At 69.5% G+C, this 17,945-nt stretch carries 14 protein-coding genes and 3 pseudogenes; 12 read left to right on the top strand and 5 right to left on the bottom strand.

Annotated elements, in window-relative coordinates; all coding sequences use genetic code 11:
• The 4 genes and pseudogenes from ACIQAC_RS31825 to ACIQAC_RS31810 form a co-directional block, all read left to right on the top strand.
• Nucleotides 1-281: pseudogene (locus ACIQAC_RS31825) on the top strand (hypothetical protein); the annotation flags it as partial.
• A gap of 172 nt (nt 282-453) precedes the next feature.
• Nucleotides 454-1,251 (top strand): glyoxalase, encoded by a 798-nt coding sequence (locus ACIQAC_RS31820; protein ID WP_402197118.1) that lies wholly within the window; start codon nt 454-456, stop codon nt 1,249-1,251.
• 701 nt (nt 1,252-1,952) lie between these two features.
• Nucleotides 1,953-2,780, top strand: a complete 828-nt coding sequence (locus ACIQAC_RS31815) for a hypothetical protein (RefSeq protein ID WP_402197115.1) — start codon at nt 1,953-1,955, stop codon at nt 2,778-2,780.
• 43 nt (nt 2,781-2,823) lie between these two features.
• Entirely contained in the window at nt 2,824-3,588 is a 765-nt protein-coding gene (locus ACIQAC_RS31810; protein WP_402197113.1) for a hypothetical protein, read from the top strand.
• Nucleotides 3,589-3,857: 269 nt separating this feature from the next.
• Here the strand turns inward: ACIQAC_RS31810 and ACIQAC_RS31805 are convergent, their stop codons facing one another.
• Nucleotides 3,858-4,595: an SDR family oxidoreductase gene (locus ACIQAC_RS31805; protein ID WP_402197111.1), complete on the bottom strand. Its 738-nt coding sequence runs from the start codon at nt 4,593-4,595 to the stop codon at nt 3,858-3,860.
• Between the two features lie 213 nt (nt 4,596-4,808).
• Between ACIQAC_RS31805 and ACIQAC_RS31800 the strand changes: the two genes are divergently transcribed.
• The 5 genes and pseudogenes from ACIQAC_RS31800 to ACIQAC_RS31780 all read left to right on the top strand — a co-directional run.
• On the top strand, nt 4,809-5,687 hold the full coding sequence (locus tag ACIQAC_RS31800; protein ID WP_402197110.1) for a helix-turn-helix transcriptional regulator: 879 nt from the start codon (nt 4,809-4,811) through the stop codon (nt 5,685-5,687).
• Nucleotides 5,688-5,806: 119 nt separating this feature from the next.
• The gene (locus ACIQAC_RS31795) at nt 5,807-6,298 is read left to right on the top strand and encodes a DUF2975 domain-containing protein (protein WP_402197157.1); all 492 of its coding nucleotides are present in this window, start codon (nt 5,807-5,809) and stop codon (nt 6,296-6,298) included.
• Nucleotides 6,298-6,519 (top strand): helix-turn-helix domain-containing protein, encoded by a 222-nt coding sequence (locus ACIQAC_RS31790; protein WP_402197154.1) that lies wholly within the window; start codon nt 6,298-6,300, stop codon nt 6,517-6,519. The genes ACIQAC_RS31795 and ACIQAC_RS31790 overlap by 1 nt, the downstream gene beginning before the upstream one ends.
• Before the next feature lie 301 nt (nt 6,520-6,820).
• Nucleotides 6,821-7,597 carry a class I SAM-dependent methyltransferase gene (locus ACIQAC_RS31785; RefSeq protein WP_402197107.1) on the top strand — a complete coding sequence of 259 codons (777 nt, stop codon included), beginning with the start codon at nt 6,821-6,823 and terminating at the stop codon, nt 7,595-7,597.
• Nucleotides 7,598-7,646: 49 nt separating this feature from the next.
• Nucleotides 7,647-7,777 (top strand): annotated as a pseudogene (locus ACIQAC_RS31780) (helix-turn-helix domain-containing protein); the annotation flags it as partial.
• 11 nt (nt 7,778-7,788) lie between these two features.
• On the opposite strand, the gene ACIQAC_RS31775 reads toward ACIQAC_RS31780, so the two are convergent.
• On the bottom strand, nt 7,789-9,558 hold the full coding sequence (locus tag ACIQAC_RS31775) for a PucR family transcriptional regulator (RefSeq protein WP_402197106.1): 1,770 nt from the start codon (nt 9,556-9,558) through the stop codon (nt 7,789-7,791).
• 214 nt (nt 9,559-9,772) lie between these two features.
• On the opposite strand from ACIQAC_RS31775, the gene ACIQAC_RS31770 reads away from it, so the two are divergent.
• Nucleotides 9,773-10,615, top strand: coding sequence for an FAD binding domain-containing protein (locus ACIQAC_RS31770; RefSeq protein WP_402197103.1), 843 nt, complete (start codon nt 9,773-9,775; stop codon nt 10,613-10,615).
• Nucleotides 10,612-13,394 (top strand): annotated as a pseudogene (locus tag ACIQAC_RS31765) (molybdopterin-dependent oxidoreductase). Before ACIQAC_RS31770 ends, ACIQAC_RS31765 begins: the two are co-directional and overlap by 4 nt.
• On the opposite strand, the gene ACIQAC_RS31760 reads toward ACIQAC_RS31765, so the two are convergent.
• The gene (locus ACIQAC_RS31760) at nt 13,367-14,059 is read right to left on the bottom strand and encodes a M24 family metallopeptidase (protein WP_402197100.1); all 693 of its coding nucleotides are present in this window, start codon (nt 14,057-14,059) and stop codon (nt 13,367-13,369) included. The pseudogene ACIQAC_RS31765 and the gene ACIQAC_RS31760 sit on opposite strands and share 28 nt — an antisense overlap.
• Nucleotides 14,060-14,311: 252 nt before the next feature.
• Between ACIQAC_RS31760 and ACIQAC_RS31755 the strand changes: the two genes are divergently transcribed.
• The gene (locus tag ACIQAC_RS31755; protein WP_402197098.1) at nt 14,312-14,731 is read left to right on the top strand and encodes a molybdopterin-binding protein; all 420 of its coding nucleotides are present in this window, start codon (nt 14,312-14,314) and stop codon (nt 14,729-14,731) included.
• A gap of 11 nt (nt 14,732-14,742) precedes the next feature.
• Here the strand turns inward: ACIQAC_RS31755 and ACIQAC_RS31750 are convergent, their stop codons facing one another.
• Both ACIQAC_RS31750 and ACIQAC_RS31745 read right to left on the bottom strand, forming a co-directional pair.
• Complete coding sequence (locus ACIQAC_RS31750) at nt 14,743-17,598, bottom strand: caspase family protein (RefSeq protein WP_402197095.1); 2,856 nt, start codon at nt 17,596-17,598, stop codon at nt 14,743-14,745.
• Nucleotides 17,599-17,601: 3 nt separating this feature from the next.
• On the bottom strand, nt 17,602-17,934 hold the full coding sequence (locus ACIQAC_RS31745) for a hypothetical protein (protein WP_402197152.1): 333 nt from the start codon (nt 17,932-17,934) through the stop codon (nt 17,602-17,604).
• Nucleotides 17,935-17,945: the final 11 nt, after the last annotated feature.

Genomic DNA, 17,945 nt, shown 5'->3' with positions numbered 1-17,945 from the left:
CCCACACCACCCCCCACACCCCCTACATCACCCACATCACCTGCACCTACCACAAATACACAGAACTCGACCAACCCACCCACATCACCACCACCACCCACACCAGCACCAGCACCAGCACCAGCACCCCAGCCGGCACCGACACCGGCACCAGCACCCCAACCAGCACCCACACCCCAACCAGCACCCACACCACCCACCACATCACCGGAACCCAAAACAACCAACCCACCTACACCACCACCATCCACACCACCACCCACCCCCAACCCACCACCTAAACCACACCCACCACCGGCCAGCCAGGCACCCCCACCAACCAGCCAACGCCACCCACACATCGGCCACTTGACCTGCATAGATAAGGACGCCGTAAAAGTCTCATAGGCGCCGGAACCAGATTTGCGGCAACCTCGGAGACCCGATTCAGGACGGCAGTCGAAGGCGGCAGGCATGACCGAAGCAGCAGTACGGGCGAACGAGACCACGGTGCCGGTGATGCCGTGCGTGTCAGTGGAAGAAACGCTGGAGTTCTACCAAGCCCTCGGGTTCCACGTCACCTACCAACAGACCCGCCCCTACCTCTACCTCGCACTGGAATGGAGCGGCTTCGCACTGCACTTCGGAAAACCGCCGAAGAACATGGACCCGAGCCAGGAAGACACCGCCGGCTGCCTCGTCATGGTCGACGACGTCGCCCCCTACCACTCCGAGTTCACCCGGGCACTGCGCGCCGCATACGGCAAAATCCCGGCTAAAGGACGACCTCGCATCACCCGACTCCGGCCCGGAGCAACCCGGTTCACCGTGATCGACCCGTCCGGGAACTCAATCATCTTCATCCAGCGGGACGAACCCGAGGAGCTGGAGTACGGCGGCTCGAAGAACCTCACAGGCCTCGCCAGAGCACTGGACAACGCCCGTATCTTCAGCGAGTTCAAAAACGACGACCGTACCGCCCTCCGGGTCCTCACCACAGCCCTGCGCAAACACGAGGCCACCGCACCCACAGTCGACGTCGCCACAACCCTCGCCACCCTCATCGAAATCGCCACAGCACTCGACGACACCGTCGGCATCGAAGACACTGCCGGCATCGACGGCATCGACAACTGGCGCCGTCGGCTCACCGCCCTCGACCTCACCGCCTCCCAACGCCACCAAGCCACAAAGGCACTCCACGACGCCGAAAGCCTCCACCTGTGGCGCACACCGGCGGCCCCCGAACCCACAACACCGGACGCCCCCTGACACCATCGGCGTGACGGAGTACACCGTGCGGGTCAGCCGGGGCCCACGGACCTCGTCGTCACCCTGGATGAGGCCGTTGTCCTGCATACGCCGCACGCCGGACAGATCTGGCTCTGCGGGGCGGCCCAGATCCATCCCGAAGTAGATGAGTGGACCGCTTGCACAATCGGTCAACGGTCCGACCGACCATGGCGAGGTCTCTTCCGCGTCCTCCGTGATGTCGCGCCAACGCTCAAGAGGCGCGGTGACGTAGGCCTTGATGTGTTCGGACGCAGGCTCCTCGCGTTCACCGTCGAGAAAGCGGTCGTACGAGTCGTCGAAGACACGACCGGCAGTCTTGTCATCCGGCGGCTGTTCCCCGTCCCAGACAGCCAGGTCGTAGCTCATGCCCGGAGGTCCTCACACCGCACTGACACACATCTGAGTCGATCAGCGGCGTCACCCGCAGGGCCCCGCACGAGCCTCAAAGCCCGCGGGTCGGCTAACCCAGAGCACACGCGGTCGCGCCGCTCGGACACGTGTCGCGGCCATCCGACCATGCCCCTCGGCTGCGCACTGCACTGGACGCGATCCCGCAACGCCTCCAAGGGCGGGGCCCGTTGATCCCCCGGCGTTCCGACGGGCCAGGGTTGGCGTCCCGCCCGCTGGGGCATCGTGCGGATGCACCCTGCCCCGCCGAACTCGCCTACCGGAGGGCGCGGATGAGACCTGCCGACTTCGACGACCTGATACTCATGCTGATGGACGGCGAGGTGGAACCCAACGGCACGGACATGATCGTGCTGTTGCGGGCGAGGGAACTCGCCACGGGCGAGACGGAGTCCGACTGGTCGGGCTCCGCGATGATCGCCGAGATCGCGGCACTCGCCGACCAGGCCTTCTCCGACGACCCCACCGAGCTCGAGCCCGCCCGGGAAGTCCTCTTCGCGCTGCGTCAGTCCGAGGCGTCCGACGCGGCGGGCGACCGGGAGGAGGGTATCCGGCAGAGCGAGGCGATCCTGCGGTACGTCGATGCCTACCGTTTCCCAGTCACCACGGCCGGGGCGCACCTCAAACTCGGTGGGGCGCTCCCCAAGCAGTCTTGGAGCGACGCCGGAGTCGACAGATCCCTCCTGCGGCGTGCCGCCGACCATCTCCAGAGCGCGCTGGCGCTGTTGCCGGACGAGGAAACGGACCTGCGTGCGATGGCCCGCTACAACGCGGCCCTGGCCTTTCGCGATCTCTGGCGGTCGGGCGATGAATGGGACGATGACGACGACTACCGGGGCAACGCCCTGGAGCACGGTCTGGCGGTGCTCGCCGCGATGGACCGTGGCGAGTTCTCCGGGGACCGGAGCACCATGAGCCGGACCGTGCTGGCGCTGCTGATGGCCGACGGTGAGCCGACGGACTCCGAGGCTCGTGATCAGGCCATTGCCGTCCTCCAGACCTGGCTGGCGTCGCGCGAGGGGAAGTCTCTGCCGCGCACCGAGCGACGCGCGCTCAAAGAGGCGCGCGACCACCTGATCACCCGCCGGGACCGCGGCTGAGCGCCCAGGTGACGTCCTGTGCTCCTGCGAGGAGGGATCGCCCGTGCTCCGGGACTACCTGTACATCGACCGGCCCCGGCTGGTGAGTTACGCCGAGCAGATCGGCGCGACGGCCACGAAGGCCAGGAACCGTCAGTGGCGGGTCGCCCTCGGCCTCACCGGTCCCGTGGTCGAACACCAGCGGGGGTCGGAGGAACGCGCCGCGAACGACCACGAACTGGCCGAGTCCGTGACCCGCCATCTGCGGAAGAAGGGCGAACTGCGCACGGACCGCCCGGCATCCCTGCACGACGTGGACGAAGGACAGGCCACATTCGTACTGGAAACCATGCGGGCGCGGAAGGTGATCTTCACGTTGGACGGAGACAGTGGCCCGCGCGGACTGCGCGAACTCGCCGTATGGGTGTCGAACCCCTTGGAGAACCCGTCGTCGCGCGACGCGGCGGGCGTCCGCGACGAGGTGGCGACGGGCATGTTCGTGTACCTGCTCGAAGGTTACTGGGACGACGAACCCACCGAGCGCGCCTACTCGATGATGACCGCACTCAACGTCCTGCTCAGCACGCTGAACGACGCCGGCGCGACGCCCGCAGCGAGCGCCCGCTCAGACACATCGCGGGACGACTACGCCACGCCCGTCAACATCCTGGTACGCAACGGCGGCATCAAGGGCGACATGCGCACCATCACGGCGCTCTACCGCGTGCGGTCGGTCTCGGAGAACAAAATCGTCAACGTCGGCGGCCGCACCCTCCGCTGCCACGACCTCTTCGCCTACCCCCTGTACGTGGCCGCCGGGAACGGGTGAGGCCCTGGGGGTGCCCGGCATCCACACCTCGATGTCGGCGCACCGCACGGCGAGGATGTCGTCGACCTGCTCGGCGTAATCCTGCGACTCTGCACCGGAGAGCAGGAGCAACTCGCGTTGCGGCGCGAGGACGCCCGCGGGGGACGTGCCCGCGACACCGGGGCTCACTGGACTTCGGACGCGGGTGCAAGCAGCGGGAGGCCGGGTATCCCGGTGGCTGAGCCGGGTCGTTCGGATCAGAGGAGACTCCCTGATCCGAACGAAACCCCTTAGACCGCCGCGTCCAGAATCGACCGCAGTACAAGCTCGTTGACGTCGACGCCGTCGGGCTGGTTCACCGCGTACACGATGGCGTCCGAGATGGCTGTCGCGGGAAGTGCGAGCTTGTCCGCCATGCCCTGGACCCACGCCATGGTGCCGGGATCGCCTCCCTGGATCAGTTCCGACTCGACGAACGACGGGCTCACGATGGTCACGCGGACATCGCTGTTCTCTTTGCGGATGCCTTCCGAGATGGCCCGCACCGCGTATTTCGTCGCGCTGTAGACGGCTGCCGTGGGAACCACCTCGTGACCGAGGGTGGAGGCGACGTTGATGAAGTGACCCGAGCCCTGGGCCTTCATCAGCGGCAGTGCCGCGGCGACGCCGTGCAGAACGCCACGTACGTTCACGTCGATCATCTGGTCCCAGTCCTGGGTCCGCTCCATGATCAGAGGGGACAGCGGCATGACACCGGCGTTGTTGACCAGTACGTCTATCCGTCCGTGCCGCTCATGCGCGGCACGGAGAAAGGCCTTGACGCTGTCCAGGCTTGTCACATCGAGTTCTGCGTACTCGGCGGAGCCGCCCGCCGCCTTGATGGTGTCCGTCACGTCGGCCAGTCGGTCGACCCGACGGGCGCCCAGCACCACGTGGTGTCCTGCGGCCGCCAGAGCCTTGGCGGTGGCCGCGCCGATACCGCTGCTTGCTCCGGTGACCAAGATGATCTTGGATGTTGAGGTTGTCATGGGATTCTCCAGTTTTTCGTCATCGTGAAATCGCCGGGTGAGAAACTGCCGACGCGGCGGACATGTGTCCCCGGCGGGCGCAGGCTCAGCCCCACACCGAGGCTGGCACGCTCAAGGGCACGCTGGGCCGTCGACGTGCACCCACCCGAACCTAGGTCCAGCTGGGCCACCCTCCACGGCACGTACGGGCCGCCGTGGGCACACAATGGACGCATGGACCAGAACGCCGAGCTGGGAGACTTCCTCCGCTCTCACCGCGCCCGCCTGACTCCGGAAATGGTCGGCATGGAGTGGAACGGCGGCGCCCGGCGGGTTCCGGGGCTGCGTCGCGAGGAGGTGGCCCACCTGGCCGGCGTGAGTGCCGACTACTACTCCCGCCTGGAACAGGGCCGGCATCCCAAGGTCTCCGACAGTGTGCTGGACGCCGTGGCTCGCGCCCTGCGGCTGAGCCCCGTCGAGCGGGACTACCTCTTTCACATCGCCCGCCCGCGCAGCGCGAAGCCTCCGCGGGAGCGTACGCAGCCTCAGCGCGTACGCCCGAAGGTGCACCAGATGCTGGAGGTGGTGGGCAGCGTCGCACCGGCCTTCGTCGTCAATCACCGACTCGACGTACTGGCCTCGAACCATCTGGCCCGCGCCCTCATCACGGACTTCAACGCCCTGCCGACTCGGGAGCGCAGCTTCGCGCGATTCGTCCTGTTCAACCCCTCGGCGCGGGAACTTTACGACGACTGGCAGGCGATCGCCCAGGTCATCGTGGCCAACCTCCGCCTCTCGTCAGGGCGCCACCCCGACGACGCTCGCCTCAACGAACTCATCGGCGAAGCCTGCGTCAAGGTGCCGGAGTTCAACGTGTGGTGGGCAAGCCACCGCCTCGACGACTGTAGTGACGGGACGCAGGATCTTCACCACCCCGTGGTGGGCGAACTGACCGTGCACCATGAGGCGTTGACCTTCTCAAGCGACCCGGATCAGACCATGTGCCTGTACACCGCCGAACCCGGGTCGTCCTCCGCCGAAGCCCTGGCTCTTCTGGCCAGTTGGAGCGCACCGGCCGTCCCGACCGGCACCCGGGGATCCGTCTCTTCCTAGCGGCGCCACGCCACTCCACGCCCTGCGCGTGCCTTAAACAACCCGCCCTTCACCCCAGCACTTGTTGTGCCTATCGATTTTCGATAGATTCCCATCGTAACTCGATGGAAGGACAGGTCGTGGGCAAACTGACCGTACGTGCGCTGCGCACCGTGCTCGTGATGGTGCTCGCCGGCACCGTGTTCCTACAGGCACTCATGGTGTGGGCATTGATCAGTGGCAACGACCCGGAGGACGGATCACTCCCGCTGACCTCGCTGCGGGTGGTCACAGCACTAGGCATGGTGTCGGTGCAGGTCGCTCTGGTCTGCGTATGGCGGCTGGTCACGATGGTGCGACACGGAACCGTGTTCTCCCACGCCGCCTTCCGGTCCGTGGACGGCGTCATCGGCTCGATCGTGGCGGCTGCCCTCGTGTGGTTCACGGTCACCGGCATCAACGCACCGGGCCAGCGCGAGGACCCGGGCGTCACCCTCATCATGGGCGGGATCGGCGTGGCCATCCTCGGGGTCGCGCTCATCGTGCTCCTGCTACGGATGCTGCTCGCCCAGGCCGTCGCCCGCGATGTGCAAGCGACGCAGCTCCAGGCCGAGTTGGACGAGGTCATCTGATCCCGATCGCCGTCGACGTCGACGTCATGCCGGCCAGGCGGAAGATGTCCGTGGGTGAACTCGCGGACCGCATGGGCATCACGCCCGCCAACCTCGCCGTACTCAAGAACGGCCGCGCCAAAGCAGTACGGTTCGCGACGCTCGCCGCACTCTGCGAGCTGCTCAAGTGCCAGCCGGGCGACCTGCTGCACTGGGAGGCCGAGGATGCCGCAGGCGGATGACGACTCTCCCTGGGTGCTGCTGCCGCGCAGGACAATCAGCCGGCAATGACACGCGACCCCGCCCACACGCCGACCACAGGGCCACAGGGCCACAGGGCCACAGGGCCACAAAAACCCTGGGACCCCGCATCCTCCAGCACAAGCTCCAAACCACAGAGCTCATCTGCAACCCCGATTGGCTGATCCGCCAAGCATTCACCAGCGATATATGAGATCTATCATCGCAGATGCAAGATGGTGGGTGCCGTTCGGGGCGCTTATGCCGGCGCCCCGCCCCTGCCCACAAGGCGAGGTCTCCTCCATGGTCATGCGTACTGACGACAACAGTGCCGGCGACGTCGACTACCGCACTCTCGGTGCCGGATACACCACGTACCGCCGCCCCGACGGGCGTATCGCCCGCGTGATCGCCGAGGCGCTCGGCGACGCACGTACCGTGCTCAACGTCGGCGCCGGCACCGGCTCCTATGAGACGGCCGCGCACACGATCACCGCGGTCGAGCCGTCCCTCGCCATGCGCGCCCAGCGTCCCGCCGAGCTTGCCACCGCGATCGACGCCGTCGCCGAGGACCTCCCCTTCGCCGACGGGCAGTTCGACGCGTCCATGACCCTCTTCAGCGTCCACCAGTGGTCCGACGCCGCGGCGGGCCTGCGTGAGATGCGACGCGTCACCCGCGGCCCCGTCGCCGTGCTGACCTGCGACCCCGCGCGCGTGCGCGACTTCTGGCTCTACGAGTACGCGCCCGAGGTCCTTGAGACCGAAGCCCGCCGTTACCCGCCCCTGCGCCACCTCACCGCCGCACTCGGCGGCACCACCGTCGTCCAGCCCGTCCCCGTCCCGCTGGACTGCACCGACGGCTTCAACGAGGCGTACTACGGCCGTCCGGAGATGCTCCTCGACCCCGGGGCCCGCCAGGCCTGTTCGGCCTGGAGCTTCATCGACGACCGCGCCCGCCAGGGCTTCGACGCGTCTCTGCGCCGCGCCCTGGGTTCGGGCGCCTGGGACGAGGCTTTCGGGCACCTGCGCACCCGACCCACCTACGACGGATCGCTCGTCCTCCTGCGTGCCACTCCGTAGCCGCATTTCACGCAGAGGTGGGGTGCGTGGAAGGGTCTGGGGTTTTGGTGTGCCGACGTACAGCACTGGGCAGGCCGCACGCCTGCTGGGGTGAGTCCGGAGACTGTGCGTCGGTGGGCGGACGGCGGACGGCTGCCGATGGGGCGGGACGGGTCCGGGAATCGCGTGATCGACGGTGTGGGCCGGCATTGTCACCGCGCGCGTGAAGTCGACGAACGTGTACGTCGATCGCCCGGAACACCTCTGACACCCCCAACTCCCCCAACACCTCCGACACGTCCGGCAGCTCCGACGCCTCCGGCAGGTCCAGCACCTCCCGCCCCCGCGCCATCCCCGGCCCCCGTCGCAGCCGCGTCCGCCCCGCACATCAACGCCGACCACAGGTCGATGCGGTCGGCGAGCCGGGACAGGTCCCGGCCGGTGAAGTGCTCGATGCGCTGCACCCGGTAGTGGACGGTGTTGACGTGCAGGTGCAGCACCTCCGCGGTGCGCGCCCACGATCCATCACAGGCCAGGAAGGTCCTCAGCGTCTCCAGGAGCGGGCCGGCGGACGCGTTCGTGGTGTCGAGCAGAGGCCCCAGGACGGTACGGCTGTAGGTGGCGCGGACGGCGGCCGGGACGCCGGTCAGCAGGGTGTCGAGGGTGGTGAGAGTCGTGGCGTCGGTGAGAAGTGAGGCGTCCGGAGTGGTGCCGCGGGACGAGGCGAGGGCGTAGCGAGACTCGGTCAACGCACCGGGCAGGTCGCCGGGGGTGGCGGCCGGTGAGCCGATGCCGCCGTGCAGCAGCACCGCCGGATCGTGTGCGGCGACAAGCCGCCAGCCAACGTCGAGCGCCGCCACCTCGGCCGTCTCCGGCAGCACCGCGAAGGCCGTGCCGTCCGGCAGGTTCCCCATAGCCGCCGGGCCGGGACAGGCGTACGCGATCACCTCCCGCAGTGCCGCGAGCGCGACCCCTTCCCGCGCACCCGTCGGTGCCGCCTGCGTCGAGCCACCTTGCCGCCCCCGCCCCACACTCGTCGCGGCCGTGACGACGCGGTACGGGCCCTCCGTGGGCATACCGCAGGCCCGCAGCCCGCCCTCGACCGCACCAGGCCCCCGCTCGACGGCGGCGTAGGAATCGGCGGCATCCGCTGCGCGACCGGCATCCGCCACGAGCAGCGCTCCAAGCCGGTCCACCGCCCCCTCCCCGGCGGCCCGCCGCCGTACCTGTGACTCCTGACAGCGACCCAGGATCGCGGCCACCTCGTGCAGCAGCCGCGGCGGTACCGCGCCCGGCAGATACAGCCGCCAGCGTTCGTAGGCGGAGGCGCTGTCCGAGTCGACGGCTACGGCGGCCCCGGTAGCCCCGGTGGCCCCGGCGCCCTCCTTCAGGAGCCGCGCGACCTCGTAGGCGGAGACGGCGTGCGCGTTCGGTGTGGCCGCGACGGTGCGGCCGGTCGGGGTGAGGACGTACGCGACGGCCGCGTCCGTGACATGGGCGAAGGCTGTCGTGAGGATCTCGTCCGGGCCGGCATGCTGCGCGAGGAGGCGCCCGAGCCGGTCACGGACGTGGTCCGGGAGCGCGTGGTGGCGGCTCAGGTCACCCCACTGCTGGAGGTAGACGCGCTCCGTGACGGTCCGGAACATGATGTGTGCCGGGACGGCGGCCACCGGGATGTCGTGCCGTACGCATGCCTCGACCAGGGTCTCGGGAACCGAGCCGTGGGTCTCCTCGCCTGCCAGCAGGACAGCGGCGCCCGCGTCCTTGAGTGCGGAGACGAACCGTTCCGCGCGGTCGTGACCGTCCTGCGGTGTCCACCAGACCAGTCCGCTGAGCACCACCTCGCCGGCCCGCACGAAGCGGGCGGGGTCCTCCAGGTCGGTGACGGTCACCCCGCTGATCTCCTCGCGCAGCAGGGCGTCCTTCGCCCACAGCAGTCGCAGCCCGAGGGACTCGTCCGTCAAGAGGTGTTCGACGTGCATACGTGCTCTGGCTTCCTGTGTGATCGCCGGACACGGGGGCGCGTGCCCGGCACCTCGCATTCACCAGGTGAATGTGAGTCGTCGCATCGTAAGTGCAAGGGCAAGTGGGCGGTATGCCTCCTGGTTGATCCTCCAATCGGTGGGTCGGAAACGTCGGTGATTCCGTGTGGTGAACCAGTCGTCCCGGCCCCGCCGCGTTGCTTCACTGACGGCCATGGACCTCAACACGGTGGTCGAGATACGCGACGCCCGACACTCCGCGCCCTGGCGGCCGGGTGATGCCTGGCTCGGTGGCGGCACCTATCTCTTCTCCGAACCGCAGTCGCATGTGCGCCGCCTGGTGGATCTGAGCCGTACCGGCTGGCCGCCCGTGCGGGTGCTCGACGACGGCTCGGTGGAGATCGCCGCCACGTGCACGATCGCCCAGCTCTCCTGCTTCGCGAAGGGCCTCGACGCCGAGGCGGCGCCGCTGTTCGAGCAGTGCTGCCGGGCGTTCCTCGCCTCGTTCAAGATCTGGAACATGGCCACGGTCGGCGGGAACCTCTGCAACGCCCTCCCGGCAGGCCCGATAATCTCGCTGACGGCCGCCCTCGACGCGGAGTGTCTGCTGCGTGCCCAGGACGGCGTTCGTCGCCGGTTGCCTGTCGCCGGCTTCGTGACCGGTGCCGGTCGCAAGGATCTCGCGGAGGGTGAGCTGCTGCGGTCGGTCACTGTGCCCCGCCGGGCGCTCGGCTGTCGTACGGCGTTCCGGCAGGCGTCCCTGTACGGTCTGGGCCGCTCCGGAGCGCTGGTGATCGGGGCCCTGGACCCGGTTGACGGCTCGCTGACCGTCACGGTCACCGCCGCCACGGTCCGCCCCGTGCGGCTTTGGTTCCCGTTGCCGCCGGCGGCCGAGACGCTGCGAACGGCCGTCGACTCCGCGGTCGCGCACGGTGAGTGGTTCGACGACATCCACGGACTGCCCGAGTGGCGGCGCCACATGACGCTCCGCTTCGCGGAGGAGATCCGCCGGGAGCTCGCGCCGGAAGGCCACACGATGAGCGGGGCAGCACGATGAGGATCTACGTCAACGGCCGTTCCCACGCGGAAGAACCGCGACCTGGTCAGTGTCTACGTACCTATCTGCGCGAGCGCGGCTGGTTCGGGGTGAAGAAGGGCTGCGACGCCGGGGACTGCGGTGCCTGCACCGTCCACGTGGACGGTGAGCCCGTACACAGCTGCCTCTACCCCGCCTTCCGCGCCGACGGCCGCACGGTCACCACGGTCGAGGGGCTCGCGTCCCCCGACGGCGAACTCCATCCCGTACAGCAGCGGTTCCTCGACGCGCAGGGCTTCCAGTGCGGCTTCTGCACCGCCGGGTTCCTGATGACGACAGCGGCCCTCGACGATGACCAACTGGCCGATCTGCCAAGGGCGTTCAAGGGCAACCTGTGCCGCTGCACCGGCTACCGGGCCATCGAGGACGCGGTACGGGGAGTCAGCCACGTGGAGGCTCCGGAGCCGGGTGAGAGCGTGGGCCGGAATCTGCCGGCCCCGGCCGGACCCCAGGTCGTCACCGGCACCGCCCGCTACACCTTCGACATCGGCGTTCCCGGCCTGCTGCACATGAAGCTGCTGCGCTCACCGCACGCGCACGCCCGTGTCCTCGCGATCGACACGAGCGCCGCCCTCCGTGTCCCCGGCGTCCATGCCGTGCTCACCCATCACGACGCCCCGGAGCGGCACTTCTCGACCGCCCGCCACGAACACCCCACCGAGGATCCGGACGACACCCGCGTCCTCGACGACACAGTCCGCTACGTCGGTCAGCGTGTCGCCGCCGTGGTCGCCGACAGCGAGGCCGCCGCCGAGGAGGGCTGCCGCCGTGTCGAGGTCGACTACGAGGTGCTGCCCGCCGTCCTCGACCCGGAGGAGGCGATGCGCCCCGGCGCCCCCGTCGTCCACGACAAGGACGCGGCCACGGCCCGGATCTCCCGTCCCCTGGCCAACGTCGTGGGTGAGGCGCACGGTGAGATCGGCGATGTGGAGGCGGGGTTCGCCGAGGCCGACGCCGTGTACGAGGAGACCTTCCGGACCCAGCGGGTGCAGCACGCCAGTCTGGAGACGCACGGGGCGGTGGCCTGGCTCGACGAGGACGGGCGCCTGGTCGTACGGTCCAGCACGCAGACGCCGTTCCTGACCCGTCGTGCCCTGTGCGCGCTGTACGACCTGCCGCAGGACAAGGTGCGGGTCGTCGCCGGCCGGGTCGGCGGCGGCTTCGGCGGCAAGCAGGAGATGCTCGTCGAGGACATCGTGGCGCTGGCCGTACTGCGGCTGCGGCGGCCGGTGAAGCTGGAGTACACCCGGGCCGAGCAGTTCTACGGCGCCACCACCCGGCATCCCTTCATCATCGGCGTGAAGATCGGTGCCCGCCGCGACGGCACCCTCACCGCGCTGCGGCTGCGCGTGGTGTCCAACACGGGTGCGTACGGCAACCACGGCCCGGCCGTGATGTTCCACAGCGTCGGCGAGTCGACGGCCGTCTACCGTGCGCCGCACAAGAAGGTCGACGCCTACTCCGTGTACACCCACACCGTCCCGGCCGGCGCCTTCCGTGGTTACGGACTCGGCCAGGTGACGTTCGCCGTCGAGTCCGCGCTCGACGAACTCGCGCGCCGACTCGGCCTGGATCCCCTGGAGTTCAAGGCTCGGAACATCATCGGGCCCGGCGAGGCCATGCACTCGCCGAGCGGTGAGGAGGAGGACCCGCACATCGCCTCGTACGGCCTCGACCAGTGCCTGGGGATCGTCCGCCGGGCCCAGGCGGAGCCCGCCGCCGAGGTGGTGCCCGAGGGCTGGCTGGTGGGCGAGGGCGCCGCTCTCGCGATGATCGCCACCGGTCCGCCCGGGGGACACATCGCCGACGCCAGGGCCACGCTGCTGCCGGACGGCACCTTCGATCTCGCCGTCGGCACCGCGGAGTTCGGTAACGGCACCACCACCGTGCACCGGCAGATCGCGGCCGGTGAACTCGCCACCACCGTCGACCGGATCACCGTCCGTCAGTCCGACACCGACGTCGTGCGCCACGACACCGGCGCCTTCGCGTCGACCGGTGTGGTGGTCGCGGGCAAGGCCACCCTGCGTGCCTCCCGCGCCCTCGCCGACCATCTGCTCGACTTCGCCGCCGCCCATCTGCGCGTCCCGCGGGCCGACTGCCGGCTCGGGGACGAGGCGGTGCTCCACCCGGACGGCCGCCTCCCGCTGAAGGAGCTGTACGCGGCGGGCCGCGCGGTCGGTGTCGACTTCGCCGCCGACGGCCACTTCGGCGGCACCCCACGCTCGGTCGCCTTCAACGCCCAGTGGTTCAGGGTGGCCGTCGACCCGGGCACCGGCGAGATCCGTATCCTGCGCAGCGTCCACGCGGCCGACGCGGGCAAGGTGATGAACCCGATGCAGTGCCGGGGCCAGGTCGAGGGCGGCGTCGCGCAGGCGCTGGCGCCACACTCTTCGAGCACATCCGTATCGACGTGCGCGGTGAGGTCGAGACGGCCGCCTTCCGCCGCTACCGGCTGCCCCAGTACGCCGACGTCCCCCGCCCCGAGGTCCACTTCATGGAGACGGCGGACGCCATCGGGCCGCTCGGTGCCAAGTCGATGAGCGAGAGCCCGTTCAACCCCGTCGCCCCGGCCTTCGCCAACGCCCTGCGCGACGCCACCGGCATCCGCTTCACCCGGCTCCCCCTGACCCGCGACCGAGTCTGGCTCGCACTTCACGAGGCCGGGGCGACCGAGCAGACGCGAGCAGGGGCGCGGGGTGAGGGCGCGGTTCAGCCGAGGGTGAGCAGCTCCTCGTAGAAGCCGCCGAACTCCCGCTCCCGGTCGACGAGATGGATCTCCAGGATCCAGTGACAGCGGCGCCCGGCCTTGTCCGTGCGCCGCATCGGGGTGTTGTTCTCGGGCGTGATGTACGACTCCGGGCGGGCGCCGTCGATCACCTCGTGGGGGAACTCTCCCACGAGGTGTCCGGCGTGCCAGCCGCCCAGCTCCCACCCTGCCTCGTTCGCCAGCCGCTCCACCTCGGTGTGCAGCCGCTGCCCGGTGATGTCCGGGTGGGCTTCGAAGTACCGCCTGCCCGCGGTGAAAATCCGCGGCAGGTCGTCGCGCAGCCGGTGCTTGACCGGGTCGTCGCCAAGGACGAAGGTCCGGCCGAAGTCGGCCTCGTACTCCTCGAAGATCGGGCCGAAGTCGGCGAACACGATGTCGTCCGTGCCGAACACCCGGTCCGGCGGGTTCTCCCGGTACGGCTTCAGCGTGTTGGGTCCGGAGCGCACGATCCGCTTGTGCCAGTGCCTGGTCGTGCCGAACAGCTCGTTCGCCAGGTCCCGGACGCCGTCACTGACCGCCCGCTCTCCCTGTCCGGGCGCGATGAGCTCGCGCTTCTCGATCTCCGCGAAGAGCTGCTCGGCCTTCGCCTGGGCGTCCAGCAGTCGCGCGGCGCGCGTGGACTCGTCATCCGCCATGAGGCAGAACCTAACCAGGTGGGTCGCCGGGGACAACGGGATTCAGGACGACTGCGTCACGTCGACCGGCATCACCGGGCTCCGAGGGCGCCGGACCACGAGTTCTCGCTGATTTGCGAGCTGCGGGTGCGGTCGCGGGTGGCGAATGCGACGGGGGCGTCCTGCGCGCCGTAGAAACGGATAGTTTGTGAGCCGAGTCGGTGCAATACCCGGCAATCCACCTATTTCGCTACCTCTGTGAGGCGTCCCGTCATGAGCCTGAGCATCCGCAACCAGATTCCCGGCACCGTCACCGCCGTCACCTCCGGCGAGGTGATGGCGACCGTGAAGGTACGCCTCGACGGCGGGCAGGACCTCACCGCGGCCATCACCCTGGAAGCGGTCAAGGAGCTGGGGCTCGCCGAGGGCTCCGCCGTACGCGCCATGATGAAGTCCACCGAGGTCGCCCTCGCCACCGGCCGTGTGGACGGGCTGTCCATCCGCAACCAGCTGCCCGGCACGGTCAGCGACGTCGCGACCGGCGGGGCGATGGCGACGGTCAAGGTATCTGTCGACGGCGGTGAACTCACCGCGGCGATCACCAAGGACGCGGTCGCCGACCTCGGCCTGGTGACCGGCTCCCCGGTCGTGGCGCTGATCAAGTCGACCGAGGTGTCACTCGCAACGGTCTGATCCAGGAGGCGTCACGTCGACAGGGTCGTCGGCGCCGTGGGGTCGTCCTCGTTGTGGCGGGTGTTCATCAGAGGTCGGGCCTCGACGCCGGGTGGATCGGCAGGTGGCGGAGGGAGAGTCCGTCGGGCGGCCGCCAGTTGCGTCTTCAGTCTGGGATCGGCGAAGTAGGCGGCGAGTTCGAGGCGGGCGCGTGCGTCGGCGTCGCGTCCCTCGCGGGCTTGCAGAAGGCCCGATTCCAGTAGCGCTGTCGCGGCCAGCGGTCGCTTGTGGAAGTGCGACCAGACCCAGCGGGCGGCGGCCTTGAAGGGGCCGGGCGGTCTGCGCGGCACACCGGGCCCGTCGTCGCTCGCTGCGACGGCGGACCAGTAGAGGGCGCGGTGATTGGTGCCGGCGCCGTACCGCTCGACGGAGAGAGCGTGGTCGTACCAGGCGACCGCGCTCTCGATGTCGGAGGCGGCCGCGTCGATGCGGGCGAGTTCCGTCGCCGCGAACACGGTCGGCTCGGTGTTGGTCGTGTACTCGGACTTGACGACACGCAGGCACCAGTCCGTCGCCCACTCCGGCGGGCCCTGCGTCTCCAGCCGGACGATGGCGATGACCGCGTCCGCGGCGGTGGTGTCCGCGGTGATCTCGTCCGCGGCGTCGCGGTACTCACCGCTCGGCGCCTCCCCGAACGCGGCGGCTCGGCGGTAGAAGCGCCGGGCACTTTCGAGGTCCCCCTGCTGCTCGCTCAACGAGCCGAGACGGAACAGCGCGGCCGGCATCTGCCGCCGAAGGTTCCGCACGGCCTTCAGGCACCAGGCCCGGCTCCGTTCAGGGCTGCGGGTCAGCCAGAACAACAGGACGGCCACCACACCGAGCACGCCGATGTGCACCATGAACGAACGCGAGGTGGGACCGGAGTTCAGACCCAGGCCCGCCTGGATCCAGCCGATGAGGGCGAACACACCACTGCCCCAGATGATCTGGTTGACGTAGACGCAGAGTCTGAACCACCGAACGCACAGGACTCCCCACAGGACCATGACCGCGACGAACGTCATGAAGGCGATCGTCCGCACGGTTCCGTGGGTGTACAGCGCGAAGACTCCGTAGGCCATCGAGAGGGGTAGCTGTGACCAGTACAGACTGAGATCGATCGTGCGGGTCGAGACGGGCCGCCGTCGGTGCAGGAGCCGCCTGCGGACGCCCGGGTCGAGCGATGTCGCCGCCAGAGCCGTCGCGGCCGCCCGCCGGGCTCTGCGCCGCGTTTTCGCCGGGGTCAGTACCAAGGCGATGTCCTCCGCGCGGCCCGAGTCGCCGAGCAGGGTGAGCAGTTGCGGGAGATCCGGTCTTTCGGCGGCGGCCCGGAGGAACACCGCGGCCTCGATCTCCCGGTCGTGCTCGCGGAAGGAGTCCACCAGGACCAGCAGGTCGGCCGGGGGCAGCGCGTGGGTGAGGGGGACGACATGACGGTGTACGAGTCTCAGGGTCAGTGTCGCCACGGCGGCGATCGGCAGCCGGGTGGCCGCGCTCACGAGCCAGTCGAGCGCTGCGGCGTTCTGCTTCGGCGGCTCGTCCAGTGCTCCGGCGAGGACCCAGCCCGCGTCCCCGAAACGGCCGGCCTCGCTCAGTGCCGCGAGTACGTCCGCCACGTCCGTCCGGTCTCCCGCCGCCCACAGCGTCTCCGACGCCTCGTGGTCGAGGGAGTGCAGGCGCAGCGAGTCCACGAGGACGATCAGCTCGCTCGGGGGCAGGGTGGCGAAGTGCGCCCGCACGGCGGCGAGTTGCCTGCTCAGCGCCTGCGTGACGATGTCCGAGCTGTCAAGGCGGGCGGCGACCTCGACGAGCCAGCGGAGCCACCAGGTACCGAGGTCACGTTGCCGGCTCCGGGTCACCAGCGCTTCGACGTCCGCGATCCGGCGAGCCTCGCCCGCCCTGCTGAAGAGGCCGAAGGCCAGCTCCTGCATCCCCAGGCCGGAGAGCCGGTCGGCCAGCGTGACCACGTCCTCGACGGGCAGACTCGCGGCCCGGACCAGCGCGGACGCCCGCTCGGACCGGGGATCGACGAGCGCGAACAGGGCCCGCTGCACCTCGTCCCCGAGCGGCGAGAGTCCCTCGTGCGCCGCGTCCCGCGGGTCTACGGGGCCTCGCGGGCTGGTGGCCAGGTAGATCGCGCCCTGGGCGTCGTCCACGCTGAGCGTGGGCGTCTGCGTGGGGCGGGCTTCGGAGACCCTGCGCTCGACATAGGAGAACAGCTCCTGGACGGAGACGAGTCCGTCGCCGTCGAGATCGGCCTCGCCGGTCGCCAGACCCCGGACGACCGCCGACGTGAACACACTGGGTTCACCGACCGCGCGGGAGCGCATCTCGTTCTCGTACGCCACCTGGAGCGAGGTCGATGCCGTGAGGACGACCCTGCCCCGCCCGCCGAACAGGCGCTTGACGTCGACGTCCGCGACACCGGCCCGCGCCCCCAGCTCAAAGGCTCCGCTGTAGCAGCAGTCCAGCAGGAGGACGATCCGTCGCGCGGTGCTCTCCTCCATGAGCCGGGCCACGAAACCCGAGTCGATACCGGTGGAGCTCGGTGTCGCCGGGTCGGTGTCCTTCACCTCGAAGTAGAGCTCGCCGCGCCGGTTGCGCTGTCCGTGGCACGAAATGTGCAGCAGCAGGAGGTCGTCCCTGCCGGCCTCGCGGAAGAAGCGCTCGATGGCGAGCCTGATGACATGGCTGGGCTCGTCGATGACGGTCTCGACCTCGAACGCCCCGCCGGCCGGATCCCTCAGGACCTTGGACAGCTCCCTGGCATCAGCGCCGGCTCCGGGCAGCTGCTGCCGCCTCGGGTTGTCGTAGAACTGCGCCGCGATGATGAGGGCCCGCTTCCGCACGGGTTACTCGGGGTGTCTCGCGAGGAACGCCGCCAGAGCCTGCTGGTGCAACTCCGTTGGCCTGCCCGTCAGTTCCACCCGGTCCTCCCCGATCTCCAGGATCACGGTCCCGGACTGCCGCCGCGCCAGCCAGTCCTGCACCAGCGTCATCAGCGCGGCCAGCACGGGACTGCCCACGAGCGCGATGACGACGCCCTCGACGACACCGCCGCGCGCTCCCGCGTCCGACGTCACCGCTTCGACGTCGTCGATCCCGGTGTGCTCCAGCTCGTCCAGCTCGCGCCGGAGGAAGAAGTAGTCGTCCCCGAGCCCTTCGGTGACCAGCTTGACCTGCATCACGTCTCCAA

Origin of the sequence: Streptomyces sp. NPDC088387 (genome assembly GCF_044753385.1) — a bacterium.
GTDB lineage: Bacteria > Actinomycetota > Actinomycetes > Streptomycetales > Streptomycetaceae > Streptomyces.
Note: the sequence above shows the minus strand (reverse complement) of the source record. Positions and strands in the feature narration are given on the sequence as shown.